Origin of the sequence: Serratia sp. SM04 (assembly GCF_040280225.1) — a bacterium.
Lineage (GTDB): Bacteria > Pseudomonadota > Gammaproteobacteria > Enterobacterales > Enterobacteriaceae > Serratia > Serratia sarumanii.
The window spans coordinates 498,202-518,961 of record NZ_JBEOQT010000022.1; the positions used below are offsets into that span (position 1 = coordinate 498,202).

At 56.9% G+C, this 20,760-nt stretch carries 15 protein-coding genes; 5 read left to right on the forward strand and 10 right to left on the reverse strand.

What is annotated here, in order from left to right; genetic code table 11:
- Nucleotides 1-100: 100 nt before the first annotated feature.
- The gene (locus tag ABTW55_RS23120) at nt 101-427 is read left to right on the forward strand and encodes a YnfA family protein (protein WP_033648230.1); all 327 of its coding nucleotides are present in this window, start codon (nt 101-103) and stop codon (nt 425-427) included.
- A gap of 36 nt (nt 428-463) precedes the next feature.
- Here ABTW55_RS23120 and ydfG read toward each other — a convergent pair whose 3' ends face one another.
- Together ydfG and ABTW55_RS23130 are read right to left on the reverse strand one after the other, a co-directional pair.
- Nucleotides 464-1,213, reverse strand: a complete 750-nt coding sequence (gene ydfG, locus ABTW55_RS23125; RefSeq protein ID WP_025302722.1) for a bifunctional NADP-dependent 3-hydroxy acid dehydrogenase/3-hydroxypropionate dehydrogenase YdfG — start codon at nt 1,211-1,213, stop codon at nt 464-466.
- A 125-nt stretch (nt 1,214-1,338) separates the two neighbouring features.
- Complete coding sequence (locus tag ABTW55_RS23130) at nt 1,339-1,860, reverse strand: GNAT family N-acetyltransferase (RefSeq protein ID WP_060420909.1); 522 nt, start codon at nt 1,858-1,860, stop codon at nt 1,339-1,341.
- Between ABTW55_RS23130 and ABTW55_RS23135 the strand changes: the two genes are divergently transcribed.
- Nucleotides 1,852-2,019: a hypothetical protein gene (locus ABTW55_RS23135; RefSeq protein ID WP_154609291.1), complete on the forward strand. Its 168-nt coding sequence runs from the start codon at nt 1,852-1,854 to the stop codon at nt 2,017-2,019. The genes ABTW55_RS23130 and ABTW55_RS23135 overlap by 9 nt on opposite strands.
- 41 nt (nt 2,020-2,060) lie before the next feature.
- Here the strand turns inward: ABTW55_RS23135 and fecA are convergent, their stop codons facing one another.
- The 3 genes from fecA to fecI form a co-directional block, all read right to left on the reverse strand.
- A complete protein-coding gene (fecA, locus tag ABTW55_RS23140) occupies nt 2,061-4,412 on the reverse strand; it encodes a TonB-dependent Fe(3+) dicitrate receptor FecA (protein ID WP_041034990.1) in 2,352 nt (783 codons plus the stop codon).
- Nucleotides 4,413-4,526: 114 nt separating this feature from the next.
- A complete protein-coding gene (fecR, locus tag ABTW55_RS23145) occupies nt 4,527-5,483 on the reverse strand; it encodes a ferric citrate uptake sigma factor regulator FecR (protein WP_060420911.1) in 957 nt (318 codons plus the stop codon).
- Complete coding sequence (gene fecI, locus ABTW55_RS23150; protein ID WP_033638471.1) at nt 5,480-6,004, reverse strand: ferric citrate uptake sigma factor FecI; 525 nt, start codon at nt 6,002-6,004, stop codon at nt 5,480-5,482. Before fecI ends, fecR begins: the two co-directional genes overlap by 4 nt.
- Nucleotides 6,005-6,429: 425 nt before the next feature.
- Between fecI and guaD the strand changes: the two genes are divergently transcribed.
- From guaD to ABTW55_RS23165, 3 genes are all read left to right on the forward strand, one after another.
- Nucleotides 6,430-7,752 (forward strand): guanine deaminase, encoded by a 1,323-nt coding sequence (guaD, locus tag ABTW55_RS23155; protein WP_033655182.1) that lies wholly within the window; start codon nt 6,430-6,432, stop codon nt 7,750-7,752.
- Nucleotides 7,753-8,191: 439 nt separating this feature from the next.
- Nucleotides 8,192-9,478, forward strand: a complete 1,287-nt coding sequence (locus ABTW55_RS23160) for an HlyD family secretion protein (protein ID WP_033648236.1) — start codon at nt 8,192-8,194, stop codon at nt 9,476-9,478.
- Nucleotides 9,471-11,570 (forward strand): peptidase domain-containing ABC transporter, encoded by a 2,100-nt coding sequence (locus ABTW55_RS23165; RefSeq protein ID WP_033638474.1) that lies wholly within the window; start codon nt 9,471-9,473, stop codon nt 11,568-11,570. The genes ABTW55_RS23160 and ABTW55_RS23165 overlap by 8 nt, the downstream gene beginning before the upstream one ends.
- A gap of 184 nt (nt 11,571-11,754) precedes the next feature.
- On the opposite strand, the gene ABTW55_RS23170 is transcribed toward ABTW55_RS23165, so the two are convergent.
- From ABTW55_RS23170 to ABTW55_RS23190, 5 genes are all read right to left on the reverse strand, one after another.
- Complete coding sequence (locus ABTW55_RS23170; protein ID WP_025302730.1) at nt 11,755-12,042, reverse strand: hypothetical protein; 288 nt, start codon at nt 12,040-12,042, stop codon at nt 11,755-11,757.
- A 42-nt stretch (nt 12,043-12,084) separates the two neighbouring features.
- Nucleotides 12,085-12,252: a hypothetical protein gene (locus ABTW55_RS23175; RefSeq protein WP_154609292.1), complete on the reverse strand. Its 168-nt coding sequence runs from the start codon at nt 12,250-12,252 to the stop codon at nt 12,085-12,087.
- Nucleotides 12,253-12,276: 24 nt separating this feature from the next.
- Complete coding sequence (locus tag ABTW55_RS23180) at nt 12,277-12,537, reverse strand: hypothetical protein (protein WP_049196799.1); 261 nt, start codon at nt 12,535-12,537, stop codon at nt 12,277-12,279.
- A gap of 244 nt (nt 12,538-12,781) precedes the next feature.
- A complete protein-coding gene (locus ABTW55_RS23185) occupies nt 12,782-16,930 on the reverse strand; it encodes a non-ribosomal peptide synthetase (RefSeq protein ID WP_060420916.1) in 4,149 nt (1,382 codons plus the stop codon).
- Nucleotides 16,930-20,736: an AMP-binding protein gene (locus ABTW55_RS23190; RefSeq protein ID WP_060420918.1), complete on the reverse strand. Its 3,807-nt coding sequence runs from the start codon at nt 20,734-20,736 to the stop codon at nt 16,930-16,932. Before ABTW55_RS23190 ends, ABTW55_RS23185 begins: the two co-directional genes overlap by 1 nt.
- Nucleotides 20,737-20,760 lie beyond the last annotated feature (24 nt).

The following is a 20,760-nucleotide window of genomic DNA, read 5'->3' on the forward strand; positions in this document are numbered from 1 at the left end:
TACTTCGCCCGCAGGCGTGGTGACAAATATACCACCGCGCTTCTGAAATTCACCAGCCAAGCGCCGATTCGTTTACTTTATCGAGAGAAAACTGCGACCGATGTTAAAAACCACGCTGTTGTTTTTCGCCACCGCCCTGGCTGAAATTATCGGCTGTTTCTTGCCTTATCTCTGGCTCAAAAAGCAGGGCAGCGCCTGGCTATTGCTGCCGGCGGCAGTGAGCCTGATGCTGTTTGTTTGGCTGTTGACGCTGCATCCGGCGGCCAGCGGGCGGGTCTATGCGGCCTACGGCGGCGTGTATGTGGCGACGGCGCTGCTGTGGCTGCGGGTGGTGGACGGGGTGAAGCTGTCTGCGCTGGACTGGGTGGGCGCGGGGGTGGCGCTGGCGGGCATGTTGATCATCGTTTCAGGCTGGCGCGCAGCCTGAGCAAACACGGCGGGAGTCGCCTCCCGCCGCCGGAGATCAGGCGCCGCGGTGGATGTTCAGCCCGGCGAAGGACTGGCTGACCGGCATCATTTCCAGCGTGTTGATGTTGACGCGCGCCGGCAACGTCGCGACCCAGAACACCGACTCGGCGATGTCTTCCGGCGTCAGCGCATCGGCGCCTTCGTAGGTTTTGTTGACCTTGCCGTCATCGCCCTTGAAGCGCACGTTGGAGAACTCGGTGCCGCCCACCAGGCCCGGCTCGATATCGGTCACGCGGATGCGCGTGCCGTGCAGATCGGCGCGCAGGCCCAGGCTGAACTGTTTGACGAACGCCTTGGTGGCGCCGTACACGTTGCCGCCGGCGTAAGGCCAGTTGGCGGCGGTGGAGCCGATGTTGATCACATGGCCGACGTTGCGCTCGACCATGGCCGGCAGCAGCGCGCGCGTCATGTTCACCAGCCCCTTGGCGTTGGTGTCGATCATGGTTTCCCAGTCATCGGCGTTGGCCTTGTGCGCCGGCTCCAGCCCCAGCGCCAGGCCGGCGTTGTTCACCAGCACGTCGATCTGGCGCAGCTCGGCCGGCAGTGCTTCGATCGCCTGTTGAATGGCGGCGCGGTTGCGCACGTCGAGCCGCACGATGTGCAGCGCTTGCCCTAATTCGTCCTGCAGCTCTTCGAGACGCTCAAGGCGGCGCCCGGCGGCGATCACTTGATGGCCTTCACGGATAAAACGGCGTGCGATTGCCTCGCCGAAACCGGAGGTGGCGCCGGTAACAAAAATAATCATGTTGCTGTTCCTCAACTGTTTTTACCCTACATGCCTCTATCATTAGCACAAACCAGCTGGCAGTGGCAGCGGTTATCGCGGCGCAGAGAAAAAAAGGCCGCACCGGGCCGGCGGCCCGGTGCGGATCAATGCTGAGGCGGCAGGTGGTAGACCACGGCGTCATACTTGACGCGTTCGCAACGCCCGGCCAGCACGCCGCCCAGCGACTCGGCGAGGCGGCGGCTGGCGGTATTTTGCTCGGCCACCGGGTAGATAAGGTGCGGCGGCTGAAAGCGCTCGCTGACCCAGCGCGCGATGCCCTGCACGATTTCGCGCCCGTAGCCCTGGCCGTGCAGGCTCTCTTTCACCCAGATGCCCAGCTCCGGGGTGCGGCTGCGCAGGTTGTGCGCGCCGCCGACGCCGACAAACTGCCGGTCTTCGCGCCGGCGGGCGACGAAGATCACTTCTTCGCCTTCGCGCATCAGCGGCAGCCAGCCTTGCCAGACGTTGGCGAAATCTTCCGGCGACGCCTCCGGCTCAAAGGTCATAAAGCGCGTCAGAGTGGGGGTGATCGCCTGGTAAACATCGTCGGCGTCTGCTGCGGTAAAGGGGGCAATCAACAAACGGTCGGTGTCCACGCGGCACTGAGAAAGGTCATTATGATTCATCTTATTTTCCCTCGCTTTTCAGGCCAGAACGGCAAAAAATCCGCGCCCATAAATCAGGGCGGATCGTCGATATTACGCGCATTGGCGGCAGAAGCGACTTATTTTTCGCCGCTTGGGCAAGATGGAAAGATCGGGATTGGTGACAATGTCACATTATGAATGAAGCGGCGAGCGCGATGAGGTGCGCCCGCCGCCGGGGATCAGAACTTCACCGAGCCTTGCAGATAGATCGTACGCGGCTGGCCGATGTACAGACCTTTGTTATTGTCGTCATAGGCACGGGTGAAATACTCGTGGTTGAACAGGTTTTTCACGCCGACGCCCAGATTCAGGCCGGCCATTTCCGGGCCGAAATCATAGGCGGCGCGCACGCCCCACAGCATATAGCCGGGAATGCGGCCGGTGCTGCCGTCGGCGCTTTCCGCCACGGTGTTGGCGTTATCGGCGAACTGGCTGGATTGGAACTCGCCGTTGAGGTTAAACGCCCAGTTGCCCGGCGTGTAGTCCAGCCCCAGCGTGCCTTTATGCTTCGGTGAGAACGGCACCTGGTTGCCCTTGTAGCCGCCGTCTTCGCGGATAGTGGCGTTGACGTAGGCGTAGCTGGCGTAGGCGGTCAGATCGTCCAGTTTCGGCGTCAGCTGCGACAGATCGTAACGCAGGCTGCCCTCCAGCCCGGCGTGGCGAGTTTTGCCGCGCGCGGTCACGCTGTCGGTCACCTGGTTGGAGTCGTACTGGTTGTTGAAGTTGATCAGGAACAGCCCGATCTCGCCGGTCAGCGCATCGCCGGCGTAGCGGGTGCCCAGCTCCCAGGTGCGCGCCTTCTCCGGTTCAATCTTGCCGCTGTCGACCGCTTTGCCCATCTGGCTGTACTGCACGGTGCCGAAGGAGCCTTCGGTGTTGGCGTACAGGTTCCAGTATTCGTTAAGGTGATACATCACGTTCAACGCCGGCAGCGGCGCGTTATAGCTGACGTCGAGGCGGTTGTTCTTGATGTAGTTGTTCTGATACGACTTGATGTACTCGTAGCGCATGCCTGGCGTGATGGTCCAGTCGCCGATGTCTATGCGATCGTCGATATAGAAGGCGTGCGCCTCGGTGCCGGACTGGGTATCGCGATCGTACGGGCTGGCGCTGGACGGCAGCCGGCCGGTGCTGGCCTTGCTGGTGTAGCGCAGCTCGTGGGTGGATTCGCTGACGTAGCGGTAGCCGACGCCGACCTCATGCGCCGAGTCTCCCCAGCGGAAGCTCTGGCTGTAGCGCGGTTCCACGCCGCGCACCCAGTATTCGCGCGGTGACAGCGTCAGATTTTTGCCCTGATCCAGATAGCCGCTGCGCAGGGTGTAGGTGTAGAAGCTCTGCACGTCGAACTTGTGCTGTTGATCCGGCTGATACTGATAGCCGAAGTTCGCCAGCTGGCGGCGGCCCCAGAACTTGTCGTACGGGCGCGTCGACTGGAACGGGTTGGCGTTGTAGTCCGCCCGGCTCAGGCCGCCCGGCATGTCCGCCTCGCCTTCGTAGTATTGCAGCAGGCTGTTGAAGGTGTGCACCTCGTTCGGGGCGTAACGGCTTTTCAGCATCACGTCGTCAATCTTGGTCGCGCTGTGTTCGCGCCAGTCGCTGCCGCGGGTGCCGGAGTAGAGCAGCGCCGCGCCGAAGCCGTTGTCGGCGGTGCCGCCGATCATCAGGTTGCCGGTGCCTTTCGGGTGATCCTGGCGCGAAGTCGGGCTGAGCTGCCCCTGCATGCCGGCTTCCATGCCGAAGGTTTTCGGGATGGCGCGGGTGACGAAGTTGACGACGCCGCCGACGCTCTGCGGCCCATAACGCACCGCGCCGCCGCCGCGCACCACGTCGATCGCGTCCATATTGCCGAGCGAGACCGGCGCCAGCGACAGCTGCGGCTGGCCGTAAGGCGCGAAGGGCACCGGGATGCCGTCCATCAGTACGGTGGAGCGGCTGGCGAGGCGCGGGTTGAGGCCGCGAATGCCGAAGTTCAGCGCCATGTCATGGCTGCCGGTACCGTTGTTCTCCGGCGCCACCACGCCCGGCACCCGGTTCAACGCTTCGCGCACGGTGGTGGTGCCGGTTTTGGCGAATTCTTCGCGGCGCACCACGTCGCGCGCGCCGGGATGTTCGAACACGTCTACCTGGCGGCCTTCCGCCAGCCAGTCACCGACCACGGTGATGTCTTCTTCCTTCTGCGGCTGCGGCAGTTTGGCCAGCGTGTAACCGTTGTTGCCGAGCGCTTTAGCCTGCAGGCCGCTGCCGGCCAGCAGGGCGTTCAGGCCGTCATCGACGCCGTAGCTGCCGCTCAGGCCCGGCGAACGTTTACCGGCGGTCAGCGTGCCGTCCACCGAGAGCGCGATGCCGGCGCGAGCGGCGAAAGCGTTCAGCGCGCCGTCCAGCTCACCGGCCGGAATATGATAGGCTGCGGCGGCGCTGGCGGCGCTCGCCGTCAGCGGTGCGGCGAAGGCCAGGCCAATGGCCACGGCCAGCGGCGTGGCGCGTTTTCCCCAAAGCGAAGCCGGCGCTCCCTTTCCCCAAGCGTTGTTCATACCTTCTCCTGAATCATTTTTTATTTATTGCTGCAGTGTTTTCCTGGGAGTCGGATGAGCGAAGCAAAAGGGACAATCAAGAATGCGATTTTTTATCATTTTCATTTAAAAAATTCAGGCGGGAACGATTTGCAGCCAATAGCGGGTAAAGCTTTGCAGGCGCACCGGCAGCGTCTGGCTGAGCAGGGCGAGGGCGCGATCGGTATCGTTGAGCGGGAAACTGCCGCTGACGCGCAGGCCGGCGACGGCCGGATCGCAGCTCAGGTGGCCGCGTCGGTAGCGCGCCAGTTCGGCGATCACCTGGTCCAGCCGCCATTGGCTGACGCTCAGCACGCCGCGCAGCCAGCCGTCCTCCGCCGCAGCCGGTTGCTTGTCGCTGAAGGCCGAGGCGCTGAAGCCGATCTGTTCCCCGGCGTCCACCCGGCGCGTTTGCTGCGGATCCTGCGCCAGCTGCGCTTCGACCGCATGCTCCAGCACCGTCAGGCGCGTCTCGCCGCCGATATCGCGCACCAAAAAGCGGGTGCCGAGCGCGCGCATCGCCCCCTGCGGGCTTTGCACCCACAGCGGCCGGGGGTCGCGCCCGGTAATCAGGCTGATTTCTCCGGCGTGCAAGCGGATCAACCGTTGACGATCGTCGTAATGCACGTCCACCGCACTGGCGGTGTTGAGCACCAGTTGGGTGCCGTCGCTTAACACAATGGGTTTGATTTCGCCGGTGGCGGTGCGGTAGTCGGCGCGCAGCTCCCGGCCGAACGGCGATTGGTAAAGGAAACCGCCGCCGCCCACGCCAAGCAACAGCAGCAGGCTCTTCAGCAGGGTGCGGCGATCGATCGCCGACTGGCGGCCGGCGCGATCGAGCGCACGGTAGCTGAACTTGCCCGGCACGCCTTGCAGCTGGCTCTGCAGCGCTTCGACGCGCTGCCAGGCCCAGCGGTGATCGGCGTGCTGCTGGTGCCAGGCTTGCCACTGTAGGCGCTGGCGGTCGGTGACGTGCTCATCGCACAACAGGGCATACCAGTGTGCGGCCATCTTCAGCGCCTGGCGCTGCTCGGGGGTAATGGCGTTGCTCATGAGAAAACGTCGTTTTCCAGGCTGAACAGCAGGCAATGCTCGGTGGCCTTGGCCATGTATTTTTTAACCGAACTGACCGACACGCCGAGACGCACGGCGATGTCCGCATAGCCCAGGCCTTCGAGCTGCGACAGCAGAAAGGCCTGTTTCGCTTTCGGCCCCAGGCCGTCGAGCATGGCGTCTATCTGCTGCAGGCTTTCCAACAGGCTCTGGCGCTGTTCCGGCGACGGGGCGTAGCCTTCCGGGATCAGCGTCAGCATCTCCAGATAGGCGCGCTCCAGCGTTCTGCGGCGGAACAGATCGACCATCACCCGCTTGGCGACGGTGACCAGAAAGTCTTTCGGCTCGCGCAGGGTCGCCGCGGCGTCGCTTTTCAGCAGGCGCATAAAGGTGTCCTGCGCCACATCGTCCGCGTCGAAAGCGCAGCCCAGCCGACGGCGCAACCATCCCTGCAACCAGGCGTGATGGGTGGCGTAAAGGCGCGACAGCGCGGCGTGCGGGGCGGAAGCGGTGGCGGACATGGTTTTCGCATTGCTGGTCAAAAAGATGCGCGGATGATAATTGAGAATGGTTATCGTTTCAAGTTTGTCGGGTGGGTTCCTGAATGGTTCCGGCCTCTTTTTATCGCGTTGAAATAGGCTGACGGGCGCGAAAATATCCCTTTGCCCATTAAAGGTGCAGCAACGGTGTTATTTCGGTAAGCAAACGGTTGCTATTAGTCTGCCGTCGAAGATCGCCGCGTGTTTTATTCTTTTTCTTCGGTTGGTTTTCTTTGTTTAATTAGTATCACTTTGTTTTAACGTGAAAATATATTTTATGTCGGTCTGTTGGCACACGGCTTGCTATGCTTAACCCGGTCTTTAAGTTTGGGCAACAGAAGGCATTGTTTCATCGACGCAGGTTATTATGCGGGTGAGATTGGCCGGTCGTCACAAGGAAGAAAATAATGGCACTGCAATTCACCACGGCTATTCGTGGCAATTTTTTTGATATCGCGGCCTGCGTGGAGGAACCGCAACAGCTTGACGAACGCCTGCGGCACATTCCCGACGGTTTGTTGCTGCTGAACGGGGGCGTCATCGTCTGGTTCGGCAGCTGGCAGCAGGGCGAGGCGCTGCTGCCGCCGGGTTTCGCGGTCACGGAGTATCGCGACAAACCGATCGTACCGGGCTTTATCGACACCCATATCCACTATCCGCAAACCGAAATGATTGGCGCCTATGGCGACCAACTGCTGGACTGGTTAAATAATTACACCTTCCCGACCGAAAGCCGCTATGGCTGCGAGCGGCACGCCGACGCGATGTCGGCCTTCTTTCTGCGGGAGTTGCTGAGCAACGGCACTACCACCGCGCTGGTGTTCGGCAGCGTGCATCCGCAGTCGGTCGATGCGCTGTTCAGCCAGGCGCAAACGCTGAACATGCGCCTGATCGCCGGTAAGGTGATGATGGATCGCCATGCGCCGCAGGCGCTGCTGGAAACGCCGGAGCAGAGTTACCGCGACACGCGCGAGTTGATTGAACGCTGGCACGGCAAAGGCCGCCTCGGTTACGCCATTACGCCGCGCTTTGCGCCAACCAGCACCCCGGCGCTGCTGGCGCAGGTGCAGCGGCTGCGCGAAGAATTCCCCGACGTGTGGCTGCAGACGCACCTGAGCGAGAATCCGCAGGAAGTGGCCTGGGTAAAATCGCTGTTCCCGCAAAGCCAAAGCTATCTGGACGTTTACCATCGCTACGGCATGACCGGCGGCAAAAGCGTGTTCGCCCACTGCCTGCACCTGGAGGAGCAGGAGTGGGACTGCCTGTGCGAGACCCGTTCGGCGATCGCCTTTTGCCCCACCTCCAACCTGTTCCTCGGCAGCGGGCTGTTCGACCTGCAGCAGGCCTGGCGCAAGCGGGTGAAGCTCGGCATCGGCACCGACGTGGGGGCAGGCACCTCCTTCAATATGCTGCGCACGCTGGGCGAGGCGTACAAGGTCGGCCAGCTGCAGCATTACCGGCTCTCCGCCGTAGAAGCGTTCTATCACGCCACCCTGGGCGGCGCCCGCGCGCTGTCGCTGGACGACAAAATCGGCAACTTCGACGTCGGCAAAGAGGCGGATTTCGTGGTGCTCGATCCGGCGGTGACGCCGCTGCAGCAGTTACGCTACGCCAACAGCGCCACGCCGGCGGAACAAGGCTTCGTGCTGATGACGCTGGGGGACGATCGCAATATTTATCGCACCTATGTGGACGGCAAGGTGGTTTATCAGGCGGCGGTGTCAGACTGATTTCATTCGCGGTGTTGGCGCAAAGGCATATTGGAATACGCCGACACCGCGTGGCGACAATTTTAACATAAGGAAGTGAAAGCCTTGATAGCGTTATTGCTGCACACATTGTGGATGAAAAACAGACAATGGAAGGGCGGCGCATGATTATTTATTGGACATGCCGAGATGTAGTCTGAATACGATTATTTGGTTAGGAGACTCTTTATTGGTTTTTTATGAATATACCTAGTGATATACAGCCATGTTGCTGGATAAGTGCGTAAAAAGCATTGCATTTCTTCGGGGGGCTCTATATCATAATGAGAATAATTATCTTTACGATATCGCTGCTTAAAAAGCAACAGGCTTGTTTTAATCACTGTTGCTGTTTTTTCGGTGTACTTCTGCATTTTACGAGCCAGGATTGGCTTGAGCTTTATTTCTGGAAAGGGATTTCATGCGTGATTTGTTTCGACAGGAAGCCACGGATCATCAGCGGGCGAAATGGGCGGGTAAGGCCTTATTGATAAACGGCTTGCCCGCCTGGTGCTTTGGTCTTTTATCGTTTTTATTTATTCTTGTTTTCCTCTCTTTTCTTATATTCAGTCATTATACGCGCCGCATTAATGTTTATGGTGAAATCACCACCTTCCCCCGCTCAGTCAATGTGTTTGCACCCCAGCAGGGTTTTATCTCGGAACGCTTCGTCGAAGTGGGCGACGTGGTTAAAAAAGGCCAGCGTCTTTATCAGATTGATGTCAGCCGGGTGACGGATAACGGGAAAGTGAGCGCCAATACGCGCCTGGCGCTGGAAAACCAGTTAAAACACGTTGACAGCATCATCCTTAAGTTGCAAGACAACAAGCGCATGACGCTGGAAAATCTACGCGCGCAAAAAAAACAGTATGAATTGGCGCACATGCAGTCCAAACAGCTGTTGGATAACGCACGAGAAGGGGTGGCATTTGCTCAGGACAACATGCGTTCCTATAAGGAATATCAGCAGCGCGGTCTGATTACCAAAGATCAGCTTAGCGGACAAACCTATTCGTTTTATCAACAACAAAGTCTGTTCCAAAACCTGCATAGCCAACACATTCAGGAATCGTTGCAAATTACGAATTTGGAAAGCGACATCGTTACGCGCGCGGCAGATTTCGATAATCAAATTTCACAGTACCAGTTTCAGCGTAATGATTTGCAACGGCAGTTAGCGGAAGCCGATGCCAGCGGCGCATTGATCGTGAACGCCCCGAGCGATGGCCGCATTGAATCTCTCAGCGTTACCCCGGGTCAGATGGTCAATAGCGGTGACAGTCTGGTACAGATTATTCCACGTAATGGCGCGATTTATCAGCTAGTTTTATGGTTGCCGAACGCCAGTGTGCCTTATGTTTCAGCGGGGGACGCCATCAACATTCGTTATGATGCTTTCCCCTATGAGAAGTTTGGCCAGTTTCCCGGCAGGATAGAAAGCATCGCTTATGTGCCGGCCTCCATGCAAGAAATGTCAACTTACAGCAGTTCTCCCGTGCATCAGCCCAACGCGCAAACGGCATCTTATTACAAGGTCACCGTTTCCCTGGATGAAACGCATATCAGTTACCAGGGCAAGGCGTTGCAGCTCACTAACGGCATGCGGGCTCAATCCACGCTGTTTCTGGAAAAAAGGCCTTTATATCAATGGATGTTCTCGCCTTTCTACGATATGAAAAACAGCCTGATGGGGCCAATCAATGACTGAATCTTATTTCGACACGCTAAAGGGCAAACTCAATTTGTCGCTGCGCCGCAAAGTGCCGCAGATCCTGCAAACTGAAGCCTCGGAATGTGGGCTGGCCAGTCTGGCGATGGTATGCCATTACCATGGCTTGCAAATCGATCTGTTTAATCTGCGCAGCCGCTACGGCTTTTCTTCACGCGGGGCGACGCTGTCCGCGCTGATTGACATCGCGAGCGCACTGAAACTGCAATCCAGAGCGTTATCGCTGAATATCGATGAACTTAAGGCATTGAAAATGCCTTGTATTCTGCATTGGGACATGAAGCATTTCGTGGTGCTTGTCAGTGTCAGCCGAGGGCGGGCGGTGATCCATGATCCTGCCTTTGGCCGTAAAGTGCTGGGGTTGCATGAACTGTCGCGGCATTTTACCGGCGTAGCGCTTGAGCTGTGGCCAGACAGTGAATTTCAGCCGATCAAACAGCAAAGCAGATTGCGTTTTCGCAAGCTGATGAGCAATGTGCGCGGCCTCAAGGGGGCCTTGCTAAAGATCTTCTGTCTGTCGATCGTGATTGAAACGGTTAATCTGCTGTTGCCCGTCGGTACGCAGTTGGTCATGGACCATGTGATTCTGGCCGGCGATCATGATCTTTTAGCGCTGATATGCATAGGATTGCTGTTTTTTATTTTATTCCGTACCGGCGTATCCATGTTGCGCTCGTGGATCTCTATCGTCATGGGCGCGTTGATAGACGTGCAATGGAAGGCGGGAGTGTTCGATCATCTGATGAAATTGCCGCTTTCCTTCTTTGAGAAGCGCAAGTTGGGTGATATTCAATCCCGTTTCGGCTCATTGGATACGATAAGAGCGACTTTCACTACCAGCATCGTCAGCAGTATTATTGATGGCATCATGTCCGTAGGCGTATTTATCATGATGCTGCTCTATGGCGGCTGGTTGGTTTGGGTGGTGCTCGGCTTTACGGCGATATACGTTATTCTCAGGTTGTCGACCTATCAATATTATCGGCAGCTGTCGGAAGAGCAGTTGGTGAAAGGGGCACGAGCCGGGTCTCATTTCATGGAAACGTTGTATAGCGTCAGTACGTTAAAGGCGCTGGGGTTATCTGAAACCCGTTCGCAGTATTGGCTGAATCTAAACGTAGAAACGATCAATGCCGGTATCAAGCTGACCAAATTAAACATGATGTTTGGCGGCCTAGGGGCGTTTATCGCCACCTGCGATCAGGTGATCATCCTTTGGCTAGGCGCGGCATTGGTCATAGACAATCAAATGACGATCGGCATGTTTATCGCGTTTAACGCCTACCGCGGGCAGTTTTCGGAGCGTGCCAGCAGCCTGATCGACATGATGCTTCAGCTGCGAATGCTGAGTTTGCATAATGAAAGGGTGGCGGACATTGTGCTTTCGTCACCGGAATCGCAAATGCCCGCGCGCCAGCTCTTCACAAAAGGCAAAGCCGCAGAGCTTCAGGTGCGGAATCTGCGCTACCAGTATGATCGCTTGGCGAAACCCATTATCGCGGATTTGAATCTCAGCATTGCAGCGGGAGAAAGCGTGGCGATTGTCGGTCCCTCCGGCGCGGGTAAAACCACGTTGATGAAGTTAATGTGTGGGTTGCTGTCGCCGGATGAAGGGGCCGTGCTGGTCGACGGTATGGATATCAGCAACATTGGCGTTAATAATTATCGCCAATGTATCGCTTGCGTGTTGCAGGATGACAAGCTGCTGGCGGGATCTATCGCTGAAAATATTTCAGGATTTGATGCCGAGATGGATCTGAAGCGTATTGAGGCGTGCGCACGACGTTGCAATATGCATGATGATATTCAAAACATGCCGATGGGCTATGAAACATTGATCGGCGAACTGGGGGGGAGCCTTTCTGGCGGGCAGAAACAGCGCTTATTGATAGCCCGTGCGCTCTATCGTCGCCCCAGCATTCTGTTTATGGACGAAGCGACTAGCCACCTGGATCTAGATAATGAAACACATATTAACCGCGCTATTTCACAACTGAACATTACCCGCGTGATTATTGCGCACCGTCCGTCGACGATTGCCTCTGCGGATAGAGTCATTCGACTCGGGTAATGTCAGCTTCGCTTTACCTGGCCTCTTCACCCCGATATTTTCGCTACGTCAACCGCGCACTCATCCTGCGGTGAACCCATGAAAAAAGGGTTATCACAATGATAACCCTGGCATGATGTGACGCTTTAGGCGCTGAAGCCAATGTTAACCGCTGAGGTCAACCGCGAGGCTTGCAGGGCCCCGATCAGTTCGAATCGGTATTGTTGTTGTTCCCCCACATGGTACCGCCGCCGTTGCTCCCGCCCCAGGGAATGCCTGATGGGCCAACTGAGCCGGGGGCACGATCGCCGGTGACATAGTTACCGACAGCACCGCCGACAATAGTGCCGACAACGCCGCCCGCCACGCCACCGATAGAGCCGATGCCGCCGCCGATCGCTGCGCCGACAGTTTCTGCGGAAACCGTCAATGTACCGCTGCGATCTCCTGCACCGGAAATGATTGAACATTCTTCAGAGGTAAGATTGCGCATACTTGCTCCTTAGTAATTAAATTTTAAAATAAGCCACGTTGATCATGCTGAGCGTCGCCCGCGATCGCTATTGAGCAATTTATGCGTGGCGATAACGGCAAAGGCGATAAGGGCGTATTTCAAGAAACGATTGAGGCTGAAATAATCCGCAATCACGCCAACAACAAGCCCGATTAAAATGGCGAACAATATAATGAATAATCTTTTCATATGATGGATACGAATCTTCCTGCATTAGTTACTGTCGGCAGGATTGTTCGTCGATGTTTGTTTATTGCCACCCAACATGGACTCCACCATTTTGCCAGCGGTATAGGCGGCACCACCGATAACGGCACCGGCAACAGCGCCTGGGCCAGCACCGACGCCGCCAGCCATGGCGCCGGTCATCGCTCCACCAACCGCGCCGGCAGCGACTGCACCGCCCAACTCTGCATAGCTGAAATCCCCAGCTGCCGCGATAAAGTTCACTTCATTAAGTGTAAGCTCTCTCATAACTACTTCCTTATATTATTGGTTTTTGGTTTTTGCAGTTTTCCGATACCAGAAAAATGCCACTAGCAAGGTTGAAAAGATAAAGGATTGAATGATTGTGCTGGTAAACCTCCTGTCTTCGGAAAAAAATAAAGAATAAAAAATATCCATAAATGTGTAGTAAAAGCAGAACAAAAAAATCCAACTGCTTGGTAATTTCATCAGTGCCTCGATAGGTTTGATTGATAGGGGGTATCTTCTCGCGTTATTCCAATGATGTTGACAACGCGTGCAGCAATTGCGTCAGCGCTCGAAGAAGTTGAGCGTTGTTTAAAATGCTGTAATGCGTTTCTGCACAATAACTGAGTTGAACGCTATGCGAGGATTGCATCTCCCAGCGTTGTGCAAGATGGGGGTGTTTACGCTGACGTTGCTGGCTGAGCCAAAGCGTTAGCGGTATCGCTATCTGCGGCAGGGGGCCGGCGTTATTCGTTAGTTCGAACGATTTTTTCAGCGCCCAACAGAAGGTTTCGGCATGTTCCAGCGTGATCTTCTCCGCAAGCACGCTCTGATTCAGCGCATAGTGTATTTTTATCTCGTTGGCGAAGCTGTCTATCGCACTCGTTTCTTGACGCCGACACAAATGGCGCGCAATACCGAGGGAGTCGAACAGACTGAGGTAACTTTGGGCCACGCTGAAACGTCGCTTCACTGCGGGCTGCTGGGCGGGCAAACCGCTGTCGACAACCACCGCATGCGCAAAGGGCGCGCCTTGTTCCGCGGCCAGCGCCGCCATATGGACAGCTAATTGGCCACCCAATGACCAGCCGGCGATAACGGCCGTGTCGCGTTTGGCACGCGGTATGGCCGCCAAGTGGGAGGCGGCCAATCGCTGCAGGGTGAGTGTGTCGTCTGCGCCTGGCGCGGCCAACCCCGGGCTGGCGATGGTAATGATGTTGGCGCAGGCGCAAAGCTGTTTTGTCCACTTTGCATATTGATGTACCTGGCCGCCGGCGCCATGCACCAAATACAAGGTGGGCAGAGTGGGGCGATCGGCTGAGCCGGACAGCATCGATAACGGCAGGGGCGCATTCGCGCGCAGACGCTCGGCAAGTTTATCGAGCTGTGAGTAGCCAAGGATTTCCGCCAGGGTTAATTCCACATTAAGGGCGCGCTTGATGTTGCCCAAAAACGTGATGCCGGAAAGCGAGCTGCCGCCATTGCTGAAGAAGCTGGCATGGGGGTCGATCTTGTCTGGGGTACAGCCTAACGTATTCGCCAACAGCTCTCGTAGCAGCATGAGTTCCGCGGACGCCGCGGGTGCAACATCGCTGGCCTGACTCCGTTCGGTGCCTGGCGATAGCAAGGTGCGATCCAATTTGCCGTTGCGTGAAAGCGGGAAACGTTCAATGAGATGATAGCGGGATGGCGCCATATACGTGGGCAATGCGGCCGTAACCAGCTCGCGTATTCTTTGCTCTGCTTGAATGCAGGTTTTCCCCGCCTCGGTCAATGTGATGTAAGCCTCCAGATGCGGTGTGCCGTTCCCGGTTTCATCGCGACAGACGACACACGCTTCAGCGACCAGCTCGCTGCTTTTGAGCGCGAATTCGACGTCACCCAATTCGACGCGAAAACCCTGCAGTTTCACCTGTTGGTCTTCGCGGCCGAGAAACTCGATGTAACCGCTGCGATGCCAACGGCCGCGATCGCCGGTGCGGTACACGCGTTCTCCGGTGGTTGGGAAAAGCACAAAGCTGCCGGCGGTGGTTTGGCTATCGCGCCAATACTCGCGGGCAACCCCAACGCCACCGATATAAATGTCGCCGGTAACGCCGAAACCGCACGGCTCGAGTTTTTCATCCAACACCCACATGCTCTGATTTGGCAATGCGGTTCCATAGGGGATGGCGTTTCTGTAGTGCGTATCTCGTGTAACCGGATGATAAATTGACCATATTGCCCCTTCGGTTGCACCGCCAAGGCTGGTGATGGTGGCGTTGGGGCAAAGCCGATGTGCCTCGGCGATCAGCCGCGAAGAGATGCGATCGCCGCTCAGCCAAATATGCCGCAGTTGAGGCAGCGACAGGATGTTTTCTTGTGCGCAATATTGCACCAACATTTGCAAGATGGCGGGAACCGAGTTCCAGATGCTGATTTGCCGCTGGCGTATCGCATTTAGCCATGCTGACGGCTCTTTCGCTTCATGCGGCGATAGCACCGTTACCGATGCGCCTGCTAGCCAGCTGCCGAACAGGTCATAGACCGATAAATCGAAGGCCAGATCGGCGAGCGCCAATACGTTGTCACGATGAGAAACGTTAAACTGTCGGTTCATGGTCAGCAAGGTATTGGTGACGGCACCCTGTTCCATAGCCACACCTTTTGGCGTGCCGGTCGTCCCCGACGTATAAATGACATAGGCGAGCGCTTCCGCTTCGCCTGGCGGGAAGGTCGTCGCTGTGTCTGTGACATGAGGGGAAAACAGCGCCTCCAGATCTTGAATGCGGGTAGTCTGCGGATAGCGGGCGCGATGGTGAGCCTGGTTGCTCAAAACCCAGGCGCAACCTGATATCCGCATAATGGCCGCTGCGCGGGCATCCGGCAATCCTTCGGCCAACGGCAAGTAGGCGCGTCCGGCGAGGATCACGCCGAGCGCCGCAATAGCTTGATGAGCGCCGCGTGGAAGATCGATGGCGATGAGCGCGCCTGGGGCGGTATGGGCGATCAGCCAATGCGCCACGAGGCCGGCGTGCCGCAACAGCCGATCGTAATGCCATACGCTATCGCCCTCGTACAACGCCGGGCGATCCGCATGCTGGTGGGCAGTGCGTAACAGCCGATCGGAAAGAGGTTGCCGCAAGAATGCCGGCATCGCCTGTCCGATGGAGAGCTGATGCAATTGCCGGTTATCGGCCATTGACGCCAGCGAATAGTGGCCGACGGCCCGCGAGGGATCGCAGGCAATTTGCTGCAGCAGCAATGCGTAAGCTTGCGCCAATCCGTCAATGCGCTCCGACGTAAACAGCTTGGCGTTGTATTGCCATTCCAACTGAATGCCCTCCGCGCTGGAAATCACCTCCAGAACCAGATCAAACTTGGGCGGCGCATAGCGTCTCGGCAGGGTGTTAACCTGCGCACCGCCAACATTCAGCTCATTGCTTTTGCGATGTTGGCAGACGAACATGATTTGAAAAATGGGGTGAAACTTGCCGCGCGTGGGCTTGAGTTGTTCAACCAGGTAAGAGAATGGCAAACCCTGATGTTTGAAAGCGCGCGCAAATTTATTCGCGTTCTTTTGCAGCAGCGCGGTGAAACTGTCGTCGCCAGTGATGATAAATTGGTGAGCGATCGTGTTGACGAAGCTGCCCACGGCATCGTTTAACGTTGGCTCGTTCCTGTTGGCGATCGGGCTACCGATGACCACGCGATCCGTCGCAGATTCTCTGGCAATCAGTAACGCGAAGGCGGAGTGCAACAGCGTAAACAGCGTCGTACCGTTATGTTTGGCTAACTGGGCCAGAGCCGACTGCAGTTCGTTCGTCAGCGATGTTCTGACGATATTCTGTGTTTTTCCTGCCGCGGTGATGGCGATATCGTATTCAAGCGCGTGTTTTTCCGGCGCACCATCCAGTTCATCGCGCCAAAACGCCATGCTGTCATCGACATTGGCGACGGCGAGGAAAGGGTCTTCAAGGTAGCGGAAAAACGCCTGGCCGTTGTCATAATGGCAATGCTCTTCGTGCGCGTGATAGCCACGGCTCAGTTCATCCACCAGCAAATTGGCCGTCCAGCCGTCGACCACGCAATGGTGAAAAGTCAAGAACAGATAGTGGTGCTGCGCGCTCTTTCTCAAGATCCGGCAGCGCAGGGGATACTCGGCACCGAGATCAAACGGAATCGTGCACTGGGCGTTAAGCGCCGCCAGCATACTTTTTTGCTGCTCCTCACTATTCTGCCCGCTGATGTCCTCGAGACTGTGTTCGAAAATGGTTTCATCAGGATGCACGATGTCAACGGTGATGGCTTCCCCGTCTAGCCGATAGCGGCCGCAAAGCGCACCGTGCCGCTTGAGTAGTTTTTTCAGCGCGGCGAGCAAACGCGTGGGTTCAAAGGGCCCCAGGATCTCTTTGGCGATCGGAATGTTATACAGCGGGCTGTTCTTGGTGAAGTTTTCATACAGCCACAGGTATTGCCCCGCGTAGTGATTGACGGTGTAACAAGGCTTCTCCCCGGTGTCTCGCACTGCATTATCTGGCGTACAGACAGATAAAAATGCGGTGATGTCTTCCTGCACCGCACTGAGGGCGGCGGCGTTGACATGCTCAATGGTTTGGCGTCGAGGCGACAGCTCGCCGAATGTTGCTCCCTGTTTCGCCATTTCTATCAGATTGATCAGGCCGATGACGCTCATCAGTGCACTCCTTCCATGTTGACGTCGATAGCTTTCCCTGTTCGACCGCTTTTATTCGGGCGTTTGTCGCTGTGGGTGGAAATCAAATTCAGCCAATGCGACAAGCTACACAACTGCACTCCCGGGTTTCTCCGCTGTGCCATTGTGAAGGCGGCGCGATGATCGATATTCTCGCCATCATCGAAGCCGAAGATCCTCAGTACGCAGCCGTTCAATCGCTCATTGGCCGTATCGAACCGGATGTGCGGGAAATAGCCAAGCCGCGCAGAAAAGGCTATCAACTCAGTAACGCCGGCGTCGACGGCTTGGCGGCGCGAATCGGTTTTATGCAGCAACAGCAGCCGCTCATGCCGAAAATCGCGCAGCAGGCTTTGCGTGAGTCTGGCGCCGCCGGCTGTATCATGCATAAAGATCATGTAGTTAACTCGGCCGGGCAGGACGAGCAGCAGGGCCGAAAGCGCATCAAGCCAGCTGGCATATTGCGTGGCTTCGTTCGGTACGTTGAATATGGCCGCGTTCAGCGGCCATTCAGCATGCAACGGCAGCGCCTGCGGTGACAGAATGTCCACACCGTGTTTGTCGGCGAGGGCGGCCAACAAAAGTCGTTCATCTGCGCCTTCGGGAGATTGAATAAACAGCCGGCTGCTGGCCGGCGCCTCGGTTGATAGGCGGCGGCCGATAGCGCAACGGATGTCAAGATGCTGCGGATCCAGGCCATAGCGTGCATGGGCCAGCTGCGTTAGGTGTCGGCAGAAATCGGCGAGTCTCGGATGTTCAAAAATGTCGCTCAGGTTCAGATCCAACCGACAGTGGGCGTTAAGCGCGTTAATGATTTTTATGGCCTGCAGCGACTCGCCGCCGAGCGTGAAGAAGTCGCCATCGTCACTGCCCAGCGTCGCCAGCCAAACCTCATTCACCAGGGTGTTGAATGTCGTCGAACGCAATTCCCGTGTGGGTTCAGGCAGCCGGGATTGTCTTTCCAGGGTGCGATAATCAATCTTGCCGTTAGCCAGTTTGGCCAGCGGCGTTGGGTGATGCACGAAGCGCTGAGGAATATGTGCATTGGGCAGCTCGCCATACAGCGTGCGGCGCATTGCCTCGCTGAGCGGCTGCCGGCTGTGATAATGCGCGTACAGTTCCGTTCCCGCGTCGCCGCTTTTGGCCAGCACGGCAATTTCGACAATTGCGGGCAACCGGGCCAGACAGCTTTCTATCTCACCCATATTGACGCGCTGCCCGGCGATTTTCGCTTCACGAATTTTGCGGCCAAGGAACACCAGCTGCCCATCGTGGCGCTGGCAGGCGATATCGCCGGTACGAAAGGCGGGCATGGGATGGCCGTTAACCTCAAGGGTGACGAACTTTTCCGCGCTCAGCGTTGGCTGATGCAAATATCCCAGGCTGACGGTCGCTCCGGCTATCAGTAATTCGCCGCTGCAGCCGAGCGGCAACAGCCTGAGATCCTCGCCGACGATCGCCGTGTATATACCGTCCAATGGTGCGCCTATCGTCACGGCGGCGCCATCGTTTTTGATTTCGGCGACCGTCGCCACCACGGTTGTCTCGGTTGGGCCGTAGGAGTTGAATAACTTTCTGCCTTTGGGATAGTGCGCGAACCAGCTTTCTTTGGCTCGCGGTGAAAGGCTTTCGCCGCCGATGATAACGGTCGTGACGGCCGGCGGCAGCGTCTGTTCGCCGCCGGAGGCGAACAGCATCTCATTAAAGTAGGCAGTCGGCAGATCCAGCAGGCTGATTTGATGATCGGCGCAGAATGTGAAGAAAGCGGCAAAACTGTGCTTGACGGCCTCAGGGGCGATACACAGGTGGGCGCCGGCACCCAGCGTCATGAAAATTTCTTCAATGCACGCATCGAAATGCAAGGGCGCAAATTGCAACACGCGTTCATGCGGTTGAATGCCATAGCATTTTATCGCCGCATCGACAAAAACGTTGAGAGCATGTCGGGCGCCTATCACGCCTTTAGGCATTCCCGTCGAGCCGGAGGTAAACATGATATAGCCGGTTCCGGCCGGGAATGGCGGCGCCTCTGCCGCTGTTTGCCGGCGAAACACGGTGAAGTGCGCGAAATCCGCCGGCATATCGAGTGTCGATGCGCGCCAATGCGCCAATGCGTCAGGTTCGGAATGAAAGGAGGGAAGTGTGCGATCGGTAATCAGGATAGCGTCGCTAAACTGTTCAAGCAGTTGACGATGAGCCGCTCCATCCCCTTTGGCATTCAGGTTGACGAACGGCATTTTCAACTGCAGCGCAGCAAGCATGCAGATGATGGCTTCCGGCCCTTGCGGCAAGTCGAGCAACAGCACGGTGTATGCAGCACGGGCGGGGGCCAGGGTATCGGCCAGCGCACGCCACTGTTGCTGCAAAACGGCATAAGACAGCGCTCTTAGCGACAACGAAGCGTGTGCGGGCGTGAGGATCGCCGTGCGTTGCGGCGCTTGAACGACGGCACGATCGATACGTTGCATTATATCGACCACGTTCTCGTTGGCTGCTTTACCCTGCAGCGAGAGCGGGAAACGTTGTCGCAATGCCGCGACGGAAAGATTTTCCGGGTCGTGATACAGCAAGTCGCACAAGGTCTGTATCCCCTGGCTGTGCCGCACCAGGCTGGCCGCATCGTAAAGCCCTGAGTCGGCATCGATCTCCAGCCGAAGCGTTTGGTTATCGAGATCGGGACGCATGTTGAAGACCAGATCCTGCGCGCCTCCTGAGCGTAAATTACGGATTTCGCTGCGCTGCGCGGAAGAAAATGAGGCTGCCGCTTCAAAGGGAATGATATTGACCACGATGTTGAACAGCGGCGAGCGGCTGGTGACGCTCCTCAGACTTTTTATCTCTTCGTAACGGAACGCTTGATGTTTTTTGAGTTGCCTGAGCATGCGTTCAATGGTTTGCGCCAACTGTCGGCATGAGGCCGTGTCCTCAATATCGAGCGTCAAAGGAACAACGTTGGTTTTGCAAGTCAGCGCCTGCCTCGTCAGGGAGTCTGTTCGCGCCATCATTGGGACGCCGATCGTTTGCTGTTTCTCGCCGGTACACAAGTACAAATATGCCATCACTGCCACGAAAGTGCGCGCCAGCCAAGAAGGGTGCCCGGTTTGCAGCGCAAGGCGCTCGGCAGGATAGGGCAACGACGTCACATGGCGGATCGTTTGTCCCGAGGGAATATTGGCGCAGGCTAATGTCATCGGGTCTGGCAGTGAGGCGCTGGCTGCTTGCCAAAAATGTCGGTCCGCTTGATAGGCGGCTGACTGTTTATATTCAGATTCAGCCCTGAGCAAGGCATCGATCGCAGGTACGTTTTGCGGTTGCTGCGTTTGGCCTCGGTAGGCCTGTGCCACTTGGTGGATCAGCAAATAAGTGCCGTAACCATCAAGCAGCAGATGGTGGCTGCAGAAATACCACAGAAAGCGTTGCTCACCCAGTCTAATGATTTTTTGTCTGAATAACGGCGCAGCGTTCAACGAGAACGGGCGCTTGGTATCCGCTTCCATTAATTCGATAGCGGTGGCCATATTGTTGGCGCGCTGCGAAAGATCTACCCATTCCACTGAGATGTTGGCGGTGACGGGATATTGATAAGGCGTACCGTTATCTTCATCAAACAGAACGTGCAGCGTCGGCGTTTGGCTGATGACGCGATGAATGGCACGTTTCATTCTTGCGATATCGAGAGTGTGATTTATTTCGACATATTCCGCGATATTATAGCTCGATTTGTCATCGCCGATCTTGGTGCCGTAGTAAAATCCCGCCTGTGAATCCAATAGTTGATGCTTGCTCATCGCCTCATCCCTGATGTTTATTTT

What these genes read in the sequence shown, in the direction of transcription:
- ABTW55_RS23120 (WP_033648230.1), top strand. Translation starts at nt 101, where the DNA reads ATGTTAAAAACCACGCTGTTGTTTTTCGCCACCGCCCTGGCTGAAATT.
- ydfG (WP_025302722.1), bottom strand. Translation starts at nt 1,213, where the DNA reads ATGATTATTTTTGTTACCGGCGCCACCTCCGGTTTCGGCGAGGCAATC.
- ABTW55_RS23135 (WP_154609291.1), top strand. Translation starts at nt 1,852, where the DNA reads ATGATTCATCTTATTTTCCCTCGCTTTTCAGGCCAGAACGGCAAAAAA.
- ABTW55_RS23130 (WP_060420909.1), bottom strand. Translation starts at nt 1,860, where the DNA reads ATGAATCATAATGACCTTTCTCAGTGCCGCGTGGACACCGACCGTTTG.
- fecA (WP_041034990.1), bottom strand. Translation starts at nt 4,412, where the DNA reads ATGAACAACGCTTGGGGAAAGGGAGCGCCGGCTTCGCTTTGGGGAAAA.
- fecR (WP_060420911.1), bottom strand. Translation starts at nt 5,483, where the DNA reads ATGAGCAACGCCATTACCCCCGAGCAGCGCCAGGCGCTGAAGATGGCC.
- fecI (WP_033638471.1), bottom strand. Translation starts at nt 6,004, where the DNA reads ATGTCCGCCACCGCTTCCGCCCCGCACGCCGCGCTGTCGCGCCTTTAC.
- guaD (WP_033655182.1), top strand. Translation starts at nt 6,430, where the DNA reads ATGGCACTGCAATTCACCACGGCTATTCGTGGCAATTTTTTTGATATC.
- ABTW55_RS23160 (WP_033648236.1), top strand. Translation starts at nt 8,192, where the DNA reads ATGCGTGATTTGTTTCGACAGGAAGCCACGGATCATCAGCGGGCGAAA.
- ABTW55_RS23165 (WP_033638474.1), top strand. Translation starts at nt 9,471, where the DNA reads ATGACTGAATCTTATTTCGACACGCTAAAGGGCAAACTCAATTTGTCG.
- ABTW55_RS23170 (WP_025302730.1), bottom strand. Translation starts at nt 12,042, where the DNA reads ATGCGCAATCTTACCTCTGAAGAATGTTCAATCATTTCCGGTGCAGGA.
- ABTW55_RS23175 (WP_154609292.1), bottom strand. Translation starts at nt 12,252, where the DNA reads ATGAAAAGATTATTCATTATATTGTTCGCCATTTTAATCGGGCTTGTT.
- ABTW55_RS23180 (WP_049196799.1), bottom strand. Translation starts at nt 12,537, where the DNA reads ATGAGAGAGCTTACACTTAATGAAGTGAACTTTATCGCGGCAGCTGGG.
- ABTW55_RS23185 (WP_060420916.1), bottom strand. Translation starts at nt 16,930, where the DNA reads ATGAGCGTCATCGGCCTGATCAATCTGATAGAAATGGCGAAACAGGGA.
- ABTW55_RS23190 (WP_060420918.1), bottom strand. Translation starts at nt 20,736, where the DNA reads ATGAGCAAGCATCAACTATTGGATTCACAGGCGGGATTTTACTACGGC.